General features: G+C 65.2%; 11 protein-coding genes. 8 read left to right on the forward strand and 3 right to left on the reverse strand.

What is annotated here, in order from left to right; all coding sequences use genetic code 11:
• Nucleotides 1–14 precede the first annotated feature (14 nt).
• Together MSIL_RS16470 and MSIL_RS16475 are read left to right on the forward strand one after the other, a co-directional pair.
• On the forward strand, nt 15–503 hold the full coding sequence (locus tag MSIL_RS16470; RefSeq protein WP_012592211.1) for a GNAT family N-acetyltransferase: 489 nt from the start codon (nt 15–17) through the stop codon (nt 501–503).
• Between the two features lie 169 nt (nt 504–672).
• Complete coding sequence (locus tag MSIL_RS16475) at nt 673–975, forward strand: hypothetical protein (RefSeq protein ID WP_012592212.1); 303 nt, start codon at nt 673–675, stop codon at nt 973–975.
• Between the two features lie 82 nt (nt 976–1057).
• Here the strand turns inward: MSIL_RS16475 and MSIL_RS16480 are convergent, their stop codons facing one another.
• Entirely contained in the window at nt 1058–2953 is a 1896-nt protein-coding gene (locus MSIL_RS16480; protein WP_012592213.1) for an ABC transporter transmembrane domain-containing protein, read from the reverse strand.
• 162 nt (nt 2954–3115) lie between these two features.
• Nucleotides 3116–4411 carry an aspartate aminotransferase type Ic gene (locus tag MSIL_RS16485; RefSeq protein ID WP_012592214.1) on the reverse strand — a complete coding sequence of 432 codons (1296 nt, stop codon included), beginning with the start codon at nt 4409–4411 and terminating at the stop codon, nt 3116–3118.
• 222 nt (nt 4412–4633) lie between these two features.
• Here MSIL_RS16485 and hpnA point away from each other — a divergent pair, with 222 nt between their 5' ends.
• From hpnA to MSIL_RS16515, 6 genes are all read left to right on the forward strand, one after another.
• Complete coding sequence (gene hpnA, locus MSIL_RS16490) at nt 4634–5632, forward strand: hopanoid-associated sugar epimerase (protein ID WP_012592215.1); 999 nt, start codon at nt 4634–4636, stop codon at nt 5630–5632.
• Nucleotides 5629–6504, forward strand: a complete 876-nt coding sequence (gene hpnC, locus MSIL_RS16495) for a squalene synthase HpnC (RefSeq protein WP_012592216.1) — start codon at nt 5629–5631, stop codon at nt 6502–6504. The genes hpnA and hpnC overlap by 4 nt, the downstream gene beginning before the upstream one ends.
• A complete protein-coding gene (hpnD, locus tag MSIL_RS16500; protein WP_012592217.1) occupies nt 6501–7385 on the forward strand; it encodes a presqualene diphosphate synthase HpnD in 885 nt (294 codons plus the stop codon). The genes hpnC and hpnD overlap by 4 nt, the downstream gene beginning before the upstream one ends.
• A 14-nt stretch (nt 7386–7399) precedes the next feature.
• On the forward strand, nt 7400–8659 hold the full coding sequence (gene hpnE / locus MSIL_RS16505) for a hydroxysqualene dehydroxylase HpnE (protein WP_012592218.1): 1260 nt from the start codon (nt 7400–7402) through the stop codon (nt 8657–8659).
• 218 nt (nt 8660–8877) lie between these two features.
• Nucleotides 8878–10896, forward strand: coding sequence for a squalene--hopene cyclase (gene shc / locus MSIL_RS16510; RefSeq protein ID WP_012592219.1), 2019 nt, complete (start codon nt 8878–8880; stop codon nt 10894–10896).
• Nucleotides 10897–10898: 2 nt separating this feature from the next.
• Nucleotides 10899–11660, forward strand: coding sequence for a phosphorylase family protein (locus tag MSIL_RS16515; protein WP_012592220.1), 762 nt, complete (start codon nt 10899–10901; stop codon nt 11658–11660).
• Here the strand turns inward: MSIL_RS16515 and hpnH are convergent.
• The gene (gene hpnH / locus MSIL_RS16520; protein ID WP_012592221.1) at nt 11550–12698 is read right to left on the reverse strand and encodes an adenosyl-hopene transferase HpnH; all 1149 of its coding nucleotides are present in this window, start codon (nt 12696–12698) and stop codon (nt 11550–11552) included. The genes MSIL_RS16515 and hpnH overlap by 111 nt on opposite strands.
• Between the last annotated feature and the right edge of the window lie 564 nt (nt 12699–13262).

Below are 13262 nucleotides of genomic sequence, written 5' to 3' on the forward strand. Positions count from 1 at the left end.
ACGCAGCGTTTCGCATGACCGCCGCCGCAATCCCGCCCGGGCCAAAATCCGCGCCGGCCGAGGTTCATCTGCGGCCGCGGGCGCCCGGCGATTTTGACGCGCTTGCCGCGCTCTGGATCGAAAGCTGGACCGAGGCGATGCCGGCCATCGATTTTTCGGCGCGGCGGGACTGGCTGCGAGCCCATCTCGACGCGCTTGAAGCGGCCGGAGGCGAGACGATCTGCGCCTTTGACCGCGACGGCCGCGCCCTTGGTTTTGTAACGATCGATCCGCGAACCGGCTACCTCGACCAGATCGCCGTCGCCGCGCAGGCGAAAGGCTCGGGCGTCGCGGGCGTTCTCCTTGACGCCGCCCGGCGCGCCAGCGCGGCGCCGCTCTCTCTCGAGGTCAATCAGGATAATCCGCGCGCCCTGTCCTTTTACCGGCGCGAGGGGTTCGTGACGGCAGCGGAGGGCGTCAACCCGATGTCCGGGCTCAAAACCTGGCGGCTGCAAGCCGGATGATTTTGTATGGAATGGCTTTGCAGGGCGGTGAAAATTCTCCCGCCGCGGCCAGTTACAAAAAAATTTGCCGGGGGGACTTGAGAAATTCCGTCATTCAATGCATGTAACGCGCGCATGGCGACGCGGCTGTCGAAAGACGCCCGCGCGTATAAGCGCATGAGGAATTTCAATGCTTCAACAGTTTGTCACGGTACAGGGTTTTGGCGGCAAGCCGCTTAAGCGCGTTCTGATGACGACTTCGGACGAAGGCGTCCACGTCGCTGAGCCCGGCATGCTCTATGCCATCCGGTTCGGCGTCTCCAATCCGATCGCGGTCAGTCCCGAACAAGTCTACAATTTCGATCCGCCGATTTTCGACGATCTTCTGGCGCAATGGCAAGCTGAAAAGCAGACTTGCGCGACGACCTGGGCGAAGCTCGGCCAGTTCCAGCCCATGGACGAAGACGAGGACGACCTCGACTGCGACGACTAGCCGCAGGCTTTCGGTCGAGGCTTTGAGCGCCCTCCTTCGTGGACGGGCGCTTTTTTAATGCCCATTCCCTTTATGACTTCGCTTATTCTGCAGCCTGTTCGGGCTTCAGGGCCGCGGCGCCGGTTTCGAACTGAAGCTTGGCGAGCCGCGCATAAAGACCGTTGCGGGCGACGAGGCTCGCATGCGTGCCCTCCTCGACCACCAGTCCGCCGTCGAGAACGAGAATGCGGTCGGCGTTCAGAACTGTGGCGAGGCGGTGCGCGATGACGAGGGTGGTGCGTTCCGACATCACCCGTTCGAGCGCGGTCTGGACCAGCACCTCATTTTCCGCGTCGAGCGCGGAAGTCGCCTCATCCAGCAGCAGCACCGGCGCGTCCTGAAGAATCGCGCGCGCAATGGCGATCCTCTGGCGCTGTCCCCCGGAGAAGGTGAGGCCCCGCTCTCCGGCGCGCGACTCATAGCCCTGGGGCAGGGCGCTGATGAATTCATCGGCGGCGGCGCGGCGCGCGGCGGCGCGCACCTCTTCATCGGTCGCGTCCGGCTTGCCGTAGCGGATATTGTCCGCCATCGAAATTCCGAAGATCACCGGATCCTGCGGCACGTTCTTGATGCGTTTGCGCAGTTCGGCGGGGTCAGCCGTCTTGATGTCGACGCCGTCGAGCAGGATGCGTCCGGCCGAAGGATCGTAGAAGCGCTGCATGAGCTGGAACAAGGTGGTCTTGCCAGCGCCTGACGGGCCGACGATCGCCACCGTTTCGCCGGGCGCGATCGCGAAGGAAAGACCGTTCAGCGCGGCGTCGTCCGGCCGGCTCGGATAGGAAAACACGACGTTTTCAAAGCGGATCTCGCCGCGGGCGGGGGAGGGGAAGGGGATAGGCGTGGGCGGAGCGGTGATGACCGGCTGAATCGCGAGAATTTCGGAAATCCGTCCCGCCGCTCCTCCCGCCGCCGCGATCTCGCCCCAGACCTGGCTGAGTTCGCTCAGGGCGCTTGCGCCGAGCAGTGCGTAAAGCAGGAATTGCGACAGGGCGCCGCCGCTGATGCGGCCAGCCAGCACGTCATGGGCGCCGAACCAGAGCACCGCGACGATGCTCGAAAAAACCAGAAAAATGACGATGCCGGTCAGCCGCGCGCGGGCGAAGGCGGCTTTGCGCGCCGCCTGAAACGCGTCTTCCGTCGAGGCCGAGAAGCGATGCGCGGTCGCGGTTTCCGCGCCAAAGGCCTGCATGACCCGCACCGCCGACAGATTTTCGCTGGCGTAGGCGGTGGCGTCGGCCAGCGTGTCCTGCGCCGCCCGCGAGCGCTTGCGCACCAGCCGCCCCGAGGCGACGAGCGGAAGGACGATGACGGGAATGGCGATCAGCACGAAGGCCGAAAGTTTCGGGCTCGTGTAGATCATCATGGCGATGGCGCCGACGCAGAGCAGGAAGTTTCGCAGCGCCGCCGCGGCCGTCGTCGTAAATCCCGCCCGCATCTGCGTCATGTCGGCGGTCAGCCGCGACATCAGTTCGCCGATGCGCGCCGTGTCAAAAAAACTGGCGTCGAGCCGGCACAGATGCTCGAACACCTTCGATCTAAGATCGGCGACGATACGCTCGCCGAGCGAATTCACGAAATAATAGCGCGAGCCCGAGGCCAGCGCGAGGACCGCCGCGACGCCGACGAGCGCGAAGAAATATTGGTTGATCAGCCCGGCGCTTTCGGACGTAAAACCGAAGTCGATCATACGGCGGATCGCCAGCGGGACCGCGAGGGTCGAGACCGCCGCGGCCATCACAGCCGCGAGCGCGCCGGCGATCTGGCCTTTGTAGCGCAGCACATAGGGCAGGAGCGGCAGCAGCGCGCGCGGCGAGGCCTTGGCTTCGCCGGAGGAGGCCGCCGTCTCGTCGGCGCCGGCGCCGTCGGCGGGGGCGGCGGCAGAAGCTTTGCGGAAAAAGCGCTTGCGGGAAACGGCGGGGTCTGTCGTCACGGTCATCATTGATCTCGATCCGCTCCGCTTGTGCTTCTTGGCGGCGTCGGCGGATGTTGCGGCCTTTTAAGGCCGTGGCATGGCCGGAGCGCGATAGCGAGCCCGACCGGCGTCAATTTTTTGTTTATTTCAAAAGACGCGTAAAAATCCAGTCCGCGCTTGATGTTGCTGTCAGGCGGCGCTCTCCGCCGCCTGCGCCGTCCTCGCCTCTAGCGCGGCGAGAAGAATGCAGAGGGCGATGCCCTCCGAGGCCGCCCGCACCTCGGCGAGCGTCGGAAAGGTTGGGGCGAGGCGCAGATTGCTGTCGTCGGGATCCTTGCCATAGGGCCAGGTCGCGCCAGCAGGCGTCAGGGCGACCCCTGCGGCCTTCGCCAGCTCGACGACGCGCCGCGCCGTTCCCGCGCTCGCCTCGACGCTGATGAAATAGCCGCCCTGCGGGACGCTCCAGTTGGCCGCGCCGGTCCCGGCGAGATGGCGATCCAGCGCCTCGATCACGGCGGCGAATTTGGGCGCGATCAGCGCGCGATGGGCGTCCATATGCGCGTTGATCCCCTCGGCGTCGCGCAGAAAGCGCACATGACGCAGCTGGTTCAGCTTGTCGGGACCGATCGAGCGCTTCGAGGCGCTGGAAAGATACCATTTCACATTGGCCGGCGAGCTTGCGAAAAAGGCGAGCCCCGCTCCGGCGAGGGTGATCTTCGAGGTCGAGGCGAAGATGAACGCCCGGTCCTGGTTTCCGGCCCGCGCGCATTCCTCGAGGATGTTGGCGACGGCGTTGCGCTGCGCCGTCAAATGGTGAACGCAATAGGCGTCGTCCCAGAAAATCCTGAAGTCGCGCGCGCCCGTGCGCATGGCGGCGAGCCGGGCGACCGTCGCGTCGGAATAGATGTCGCCGGTCGGATTGGAATATTTCGGAACGGCCCATATGCCCTTGACGGCGGGGTCCGCGGCGAGCCGCTCGACCTCCTCCATGTCGGGGCCCTCGCCGGTCATGCGCACAGGCAACATGCGCACGCCATATTCCTCGCATATCGCGAAATGGCGGTCATAGCCGGGCGCCGGGCAGATGAAGGCGACGCTTTCCTCCTTCGCCCAAGGCCGCGCCGAACCCGGAACGCCTTTCGTCAAGGCGTAGACGAGGCTGTCATGCATCAGCGCAAGGCTCGAATTGTCGCCGACGACGATCTGCTCCGGCGGCGCGCCAAGGATCGGCGCGATGAGCGCGCGCGCCTCGGCAAGCCCTTGCAGATTGCCGTAATTGCGGGCGTCTTCCCCCGCCTCGCTGCGATAATCGGCGTTGCCCATCAGCGACAGCATCGCATTGGCGAGGTCGAGCTGATCGGGCGCCGGCTTGCCGCGGGTCATGTCGAGCTTCAGGCCCTGCGCGCGAAAGGCGTCATAATTTGCCTGAACGCTGGCGCGCAGCGCCGCAAGCTCGGCTTTGGAAAGTTGGTCGATGGGGGTCATGAGGCCGTCGTCTGGGCAGCGTGGGTTAAGGCGGGGGCAAGATTTTCGACGTACATAGCCTCCCGGCTGCGTCAGCGCCAGAGCGTCGTCGCCGCAGCCCTGCGCGGCGCCGGGGCCTCGGCTCAAACGAAGGCTGTTGCCCAATCGCCCGCCATGGTGATATTGCCGCGAGACGAACCCTAGAGGGACGATGCGAGAATCCGGCGAAGGGAGCGCGGCGGCGTGACTGCGGACACGGTTCTGGTCACAGGAGCTTCGGGCTTCGTCGGATCGGCGGTCGCGCGCGCGTTGACGCATTCGGGCTATAGCGTCAGGGCGCTGCTGCGGCCGACGGCGACGCGTGAGAATCTGTACGGGCTCGATGCCGAAATCGTCGAAGGCGACATGTGCGAAATGCGCTCGGTCGAAAAGGCGATGGCCGGCGCGCGCTTTCTTTTTCATGTCGCGGCCGACTATCGTCTCTGGGCGCGCGATCCCGGCGAAATCGTGCGCACCAACCGCGACGGCACGCGCGTTCTGATGCAGGCGGCTCTGCGCGAAGGCGTCGAACGGATCGTCTATACGAGCAGCGTGGCGACGATCGCCTGCCGGGACAATGGCGCGCCCGCGGATGAATCCAGCTCGCTCGCCGAATGCAACGCCGTCGGCGCCTATAAGCGCAGCAAGGTGCTGGCGGAGCAGATCGTCAAAGACATGATCGTGCGGGATCAACTGCCGGCGATCATCGTCCATCCCTCGACGCCGGTCGGCCCCCGCGACGTCAGGCCGACGCCGACCGGGCGCATCATTCTCGAGGCGGCGATGGGCCGCATGCCGGGCTATGTCGACACCGGCCTCAATCTCGTCCATGTCGACGACGTGGCTTCGGGTCATGTCGCAGCGCTGCGCCGCGGCAAGATCGGCGAACGCTATATTCTGGGCGGGCAGGACGTGCCGCTCGCCGGCATGTTGAGGGATATTGCCGAGCTTTGCGGGCGCCATCCGCCGTGGCTGCGGCTGCCGCGCGCGCTCGTCTATCCCTTCGCCCTTGCCGCCGAGGCGGCGGCGCATCTCACCCACAAAGAACCCTTCGTGACGATCGACGGTCTGCGCATGTCGCGCCACACCATGTTCTTCAGCTCGGCCAAGGCCGAGCGTTGCCTTGGCTATGTGGCGCGGCCCTATCGCGAAGCGCTGAACGACGCCCTGAACTGGTTCACCGAAAACGGACGGCTGAAATGAGCGCGGTCGAACAGGCTCCCTCGAAGACGCATAAGGGCGAAAATTTTCCCGTCGCCTCGTTCTTGATCGCGCCGGAGCGCCGGGCGCCGATTCTCGCCTATTACCAATTTGCCCGCGGCGCCGACGATGTCGCAGACAATGGCGCGCTGACGCCGCAGCAGAAACTCGACGGTCTCGACCTGTTCGAGGCGACGCTGCTCGGCAAAAGCGAGGCGGTCCCCGCGGCGAAGCCGCTGCGGGCCGCGCTCGCCGCCGACAGGCGGCTCACGGCGCGTCATGCGCTGGATCTGCTCACCGCCTTCCGGATGGACGCGGTCAAGACGCGCTATGCGAGCTTTGACGAACTGATGACCTATTGCGCTTATTCGGCGGCTCCGGTCGGACGCTTCGTTCTCGACGTTCACGGCGAGAGCGAAACGACCTGGACCGCCTCCGACGCGCTGTGCAGCGCGCTGCAGATCATCAATCATATGCAGGATTGCGCAGCCGATTACCGCAATCTCGATCGTGTCTATCTCCCGCAGGATCTTCTAAAATCCTGCTGCGCGCCCGTCGAGGAGCTCGCGGCGCCCTCAGCGACGCCGCATCTGCGGGCGGCGCTCGACCGGCTCGTGGCCAAGACCGAGGTTTTGATCGAGCAGGGGGGAAAACTTCCTGGCCAGGTGCGCGACTTCCGCCTGAGCCTGGAGACCGCCGTAATTGCGACTCTGGCGAGGCGGCTCAATCTGATCCTCAAGCAGCGCGATCCCCTCAGCGAGGAAACGCATCTGTCGAAGCCCGCTGCGCTCGGCCTTGCCTGCGTTGGCGTCGTCTCCGCGCTGTCCGGATTGGCGCGCCGCTCGCTCGCCCCCGCGCCGAAGGCGGCGACGTGAGCGTGCAGATCGAAAAGGATAAGGCGATCGAAGCGGCCGTCGCCGCGGTCCGTGCGCCGCAAGACTGCGCCGCCGCCGCGCAATCGCGCGGCAGCTCCTTCTATTTCGCCATGCGCATGCTGCCGCAGGCGCAGCGCGACGCAATGTTCGAGATCTATTCCTTCTGCCGCGCCGTCGACGACATCGCCGATGACGGTGGCCCGCTGGCGCCCCGCCGCGCGGCGCTGGCGAAATGGCGGCGCGACATCGACGCCCTCTATGCCGGATCGCCGCCGCCGGAGATGGCGCCTGGCCTCATTGACGCCGTGGCGACGTTCCGGCTGGAGCGCGACGATTTTCATGCGGTGATCGACGGCATGGAGATGGATCTTGCCGGCGACATCCGCGCGCCCGATCTCGCGACGCTCGATCTTTACTGCGACCGCGTCGCCAGCGCCGTGGGGCGGCTCAGCGTCAAAATTTTCGGCGTTCCGCAGGCTGAAGGCCGCCCGCTCGCCTTTCACCTTGGCCGGGCGCTGCAATTGACGAATATCCTGCGCGATCTCGACGAGGACGCCGCGATCGGCCGGCTCTATCTGCCGCGCGAGACGCTGGCCTCTGCCGGCGTTTCTTTCGCAACGCCCGAGGCGGCGCTGGCCGATCCCGGGCTCGACGCCGCCTGCGCGCCCGTGATCCTTCGCGCGAAGGATCATTTTCATGAGGCGCGCGCAATCATGGCGCGCTGTCCGCGCCAATCCATCCGCGCGCCAATGATCATGGCCGACGCCTATGAGCCGATCCTTGCGGGGCTCGCCCATCGTGGCTTCGCCCCGCCGCGCAAGCGCATTCGGACGTCGAAATGGCGCGTCCTCGTCGCCATCCTGCGTCACGGCCTGATCTGATGCGCGCGCGCTAAATGGCTAGGCCAACCGTTCATATCGTCGGCGCCGGGCTCGCCGGCCTCGCCGCGGCGGTTCGTCTGGCCGGCGGCCCGCGCGATATCATCGTTTATGAGGCCGCGCGACAGGCGGGCGGCCGCTGCCGCTCCTATTTCGACGCGTCGCTCGGCCTTGTCATCGACAATGGCAATCATTTGCTGCTGTCGGGGAACGCCGAGGCGCTGGGTTTCCTGAAGACCATCGACGGCCTGAAATCGGTCTGGCAGGCGGACGAGGCGGATTTTCCCTTCCTCGATCTCTCCACCGGCGCGCGCTGGCGCCTGCGCCCGAACGCCGGGCCGGCGCCCTGGTGGATTTTCTTGAAGAGCCGGCGCGTTCCGGACACGCGCTGGCGCGACTATTTCGGGCTCGCCGGTCTCCTTTTTGCGCGCGGCGACAGGCGCATCGATGAGGCCATCGCCTGCCAAGGAACTCTCTATGAGCGGCTGTGGCGGCCCTTTCTCCTGGCTGCGCTCAACACCGATCCGCAGGAAGGCTCGGCGCAGCTCGCCGGCGCGGTCGTCCGGGGGACGCTCGCGCGGGGCGGCGGCGCCTGCCGGCCGATCATCGCGCATGGGCTTTCGTCCGCCTTTATCGAGCCCGCACTGCTTTATCTCGTCAAGCGCGGCGCCGACGTGAGGCTTGACCACCGCCTGCGCAAGATCGCTTTCGACGGCGCGCGCGCCAGCGCGCTCGATTTCGGCGACGCGCGCACGGAGCTCGGACCGGATGACGAACTCATCCTGGCGGCGCCGGCGCCGGTCGCGCAGGATCTGCTGCCGGGACTTGAAGCGCCCGTCGAATTCCGCGCCATCGTCAACGCGCATTTCAAGATCGATGGGCCGAAAAATCTGCCGCCTATCCTTGGGGTCGTCAATGGGACGATCGAATGGGTGTTCGCTTTCAAGGATCGGATCTCGATCACGATCAGTGGCGCGGACCGCCTGCTCGACATCGGCCGCGAGGAGCTCGCCGCTACGATCTGGGCCGAGACGGCGCGCGCCTGCGGCCTCGATCAGCCGCTGCCGCCGTGGCAGATCATCAAGGAAAAGCGGGCGACCTTCGCCGCGACGCCGGTTGAGAACGCCCGCCGCCCCGGCGCGGCGACGGGTTTTGCCAATGTGACGCTCGCCGGCGACTGGACCGCGACAGGTCTGCCGGCGACGATCGAAGGGGCCGTCCGCTCGGGCCATCGCGCCGCAGCCGTGGTCGCGGCGCGGCCTCTAAAAAGCGGCTAATTTGCCACAGGTCTTCGCCGAACGGCGCCGGTCATGTTGTGCATCCTCTTGTTTTATCGCATGATCTCGGCGAAAGGCTTTGCGGCTTATTCAAGAGCATGACGCCGAAAGCAACAAGAGTTTTCGGACGTCATCACCCTCCAAACAATTGGAATCGATCACGTTTCATGATTTTGGATTGGTTCAATCCCTGATCTGGCTTTTCCCAAGAGGTTGCAGTGGACGATAGAGTTGGCGCCGCGACATTCGAAGCTCAGCCGCGCGCCGGGTTCGGATCGGTCGAGGCCGCGATTTCCCGAGCTCGCGAGGCTTTGCTGGCGGTGCAGAAGCCGGACGGCCATTTTGTCTTCGAGCTCGAAGCCGATGTGTCGATTCCGGCCGAATATATTCTATTCCGGCATTTTCTCGGCGATCCGGCCAAGACGGAAATCGAGCGAAAGATCGGCGTCTATCTGCGCCGGCGTCAGACGGCGGCGGGCGGATGGCCGCTGTTCGCCGAGGGCGTTTTTAATGTCTCCAGCTCGGTCAAAGCCTATTTCGCGCTGAAAATCATCGGCGACGATCCCAACGCCCCGCATATGGCGAAGGCCCGCAACGCCATTCTCGCTCATGGCGGCGCCGCCCAATCCAATGTCTTCACCCGATCGCTGCTCGCGCTCTATGGCGAAGTCCCCTGGCGCGCCGTGCCGGCGATGCCGGTCGAGATCATGCATCTGCCGCGCTGGTTCCCGTTCCATCTGAGCAAGGTTTCCTATTGGGGCCGCACCGTCATCGCGCCGCTGATCGTGGTCCATGCCCTGAAGCCGCGCGCGAAGAATCCGCGCAAGATTTCGGTTTCGGAGCTTTTCGTCGCGCCGGCCGAAACCGTTTCGCGGTGGCCTGGGGCGCCGCACAAGTCCTTTCCCTGGACGACCATCTTCGGCGCGATCGACCGCGTGCTGCATAAGACCGAGCCGTTGCTGCCGGCCCGCTCGCATCAAACCGCCATCGATAAGGCGGTCGCCTTTGTCACCGCGCGCCTCAACGGCGAGGACGGGCTTGGCGCGATTTATCCGGCGATGGCCTATTCCGCGATGATGTTTTTCGCGCTCGGCGCGCCGCTATCCGATCCGCGGATCGTGCAGATCCGAAAGGCGATCGACCGTCTGCTGGTCATCAAGGACGGTGAAGCCTATTGCCAGCCCTGCGTTTCCCCCGTCTGGGACACCGCGCTCGCAAGCCACGCTCTGATGGAGAGCGCCGGACAGCGGCCCGAGGCGAGAACCGCCCCGGCTGCGGCGGCTGTCTTCGAAGCGCTGGATTGGCTGAAGCCGCTGCAGGTGCTTGACGTCAAGGGCGACTGGGCGACGCAAAACCCCGACGTACGGCCGGGCGGCTGGGCGTTTCAATACGCCAATCCGCATTATCCCGATCTCGACGACACCGCCGTCGTCGTGCTGGCGATGGATCGCGCCGTCAAGACCTCGCCCCTGATCGCGGGGGAGGAAGAGACCGCCTATGTCGAGGCGATCTCGCGCGCGCGCGAATGGATTCTTGGGCTGCAGAGCGCCAATGGCGGCTTCGGCGCCTTCGACGCCGACAATGACCGCGATTATCTGAACTATATCCCCTTCGCCGATCACGGCGCGCTGCTCGATCCGCCGACCGCCGACGTCACGGCCCGCTGCGTCTCGATGCTTGGCCAGCTTGGCGAGAGGCCGGAGACGAGCCCGGCGCTCGCCCGCGCCATTGACTACCTTTTGTCCGAGCAGGAGGAGGAGGGCAGCTGGTTCGGCCGCTGGGGCATGAATTATATTTATGGCACATGGTCAGTGCTGAGCGCCTTCAACGCCGTTGAACGTCCGGCCGACTGCGCCGCGACGCGGAAGGCGGCGGCGTGGCTGAAGCGCATCCAGAACCCCGACGGCGGCTGGGGCGAAGACGGCGAGAGCTATGCGCTCGGCTATAAGGGCTATAATCCGGCGCCCAGCACCGCCTCGCAGACGGCATGGGCGCTGCTGGCGCTGATGGCGGCCGGCGAGGTCGACGCGCCGGAAGTCGCCCTCGGCCTCGACTATCTCGTCAGCACGCAGGCGGACGATGGGTTCTGGGATGAGGCGCGCTTTACCGCCACCGGTTTTCCCCGCGTGTTCTATTTGCGCTATCACGGCTACGCCAAATTCTTTCCCCTCTGGGCGATGGCGCGCTACCGCAATCTGAAAAGCGGCAATCGGCTCAAGACGCAGTTTGGGATGTGACCATGGTCCTCTCTTGCGCCGACCGACGGCGAGCCCATGGGTCGGGGCGGATCATCGCCGTGACGGGCCTCAAGGCGGAAGCGAAGATCGCCGCCGGCCAAAACGTCCATGTTATTTCTGGCGGGGGCGACGGGGCACGGCTTCGCCGGGATATCGAGGCGGCGGCGCCTGGCGCGCGCGCGATCATCAGCTTCGGCGTCGCCGGCGGCCTGGCGCCGGGGCTGCAGCGCGGCTCGCTCTTTGTCGCGCGTAAGATCATCGCCGCGGATGGCGCGCTTTTCGACGCGGACCCCGATTGGTCGCTGGCGCTAGGCGCGGCGCTCGGCGCGGCGCTGGCCGATTTTGCCGGCGTCGACGAGGCGGTCGCGGCGGTGCACGCCAAGCGCGCCCTGCATCTGCGCACGGGCGCCCATCTCGTCGACATGGAATCCCACATCGCCGCGGATGTCGCGACGAGGCTCGGCATTCCTTTCGCAGCGGTGCGGGCAGTCGCCGATCCGGCGGAACGGCAATTGCCGCATGCGGCGCTCGTCGCCATGCGGCCGGATGGCGGCCTCGCCCTCGGCGCGCTGACGCGCTCGCTCGCGCGCGATCCGCGCCAGATCCTGCAGCTAATTCACACCGCCCGCGACGCGCGGGCGGCGTTTCAGAGCCTACTCCGCGGCCGAAAGATGCTCGCCCTCGGCTTTGCCCTGCCGGATCTCGTCGAGCTTGTGCTGAACATGCCGGCTGAAGACGAACTCGGCGGGCCGCTGCCGGTCTAGCGCGATGTCGGGCGACATCGGCCCCGTGGTCCGGATGCCGCCGATGGCGACTTTTAGCGCCGCGAGCGGATTCTTGAACGCTTCGTCGACCGCGGTCGCCTCAAAGCCGCAATGGACCATGCAGTCGGCGCATTTTTCATAATTACCGGTGCCGTAGCGGTCCCAGTCGGTCCCCTCCATCAATTCCTTGAAGGTCGAGACATAGCCTTCGCCGAGAAGATAGCAGGGCCGCTGCCAGCCGAACACGGTCCGGGTCGGATTGCCCCAGGGCGTGCAATGATAGGTGCGGTTGCCGGCGAGGAAATCGAGGAAAAGCGTCGACTGGAAGAAGGGCCAGGCCTTTCCCCCTTTGCCGCGTGAAAAGATGTCGCGAAACAGCGTCTTGGTCTTCTCGCGGTTGAGAAAATGCTGCTGGTCGGGCGCGCGCTCATAGGCATAGCCGGGCGAGACGGTGATGCCCTCGATGCCGATCGCGGCGACCTCGTCGAAGAAGGCGGCGACGCGCGCGGGCTCGGCGTTGTTGAACAGCGTGCAATTGATGGTGACGCGAAATCCCGCCTCCTTGGCGAGTTTCAGCGCCTTCAGCGCGCGGTCGTAAACTCCGGTCTGGCAGACCGAATGGTCGTGCATCTCCTTGTCGCCATCGAGATGGATCGACCAGTTGAAGTAGCGGTTCGGCTTGTATTTGTGCAGATTCTTCTCGAGCAGTAGGGCATTGGTGCACACCGTCACGAATTTGCGCCGGGCGATGGCGCCTTCAACCATCTGCGGCAGCTCCTTATGCAGGAGCGGCTCGCCGCCGGCGATGACGACGACAGGGGCGCCGCATTCGTCGATCGCGCCGAGGCAATCGGCGAGGGGTAGGCGCTGGTTCAGGATTTCGTCGGGATAGTCGATCTTGCCACAGCCAGCGCAAGCGAGATTGCACCGAAACAGCGGCTCAAGCATCAGCACCAGCGGAAAGCGTTTGCGGCCGGCGATGCGCTGGCGGACGACATAGCCGCCGATCTGAGCCATCTGAAGGACTGAAATTCCCAATGCGTGCTCCCAATACAATGGCCGGCGACGCCCGGCGGCGCCGTAGGTCCTGGATCACGATGCGGCTCGATCAAACCCGCCAACGTGATCGCTTCCAATCGCTTTCCGTCCCGTTCCGCCTTCGCGGGCGGCCTATTTAGACCCGTGACGTCGATTCACAAAATGGCGCCGCTGCTTTGAAGCCGGGCCAAACCCGCGCCAAGCTTAGGCCGTCAGACGATATCATATGAAAAGCGTCTCCATTTCAACAGGCGCACGTGAACTGCGGGCCGGCTCCCTGCGGATTTCAGCGCGAATCATTGCGCCCGGTCTGAACAAATCGCGGCGATCTGCCGCCGGCGAAGCAGGAAAGGCGCCGCATGCGGAGGGGCCGAGCGGGACGCGCTCGCAAAATTGTATCGTGTTGCGAAACCGAATGCCGAAAGGAGGAAGCCGCTTTGGAGGGAGAAATATGCTAACTTATTGATAAGAAGTTTGAATTAAACTTACGTTCGGATAGCGGGCGATTTCGTCGGAAATCATCCGGCTCTAGCAACCGCCGCAATGTGCCTTTAGAACCGATCA

This window comes from Methylocella silvestris BL2, assembly GCF_000021745.1.
In the GTDB taxonomy this organism is placed as follows: Bacteria; Pseudomonadota; Alphaproteobacteria; order Rhizobiales; family Beijerinckiaceae; genus Methylocapsa; species Methylocapsa silvestris.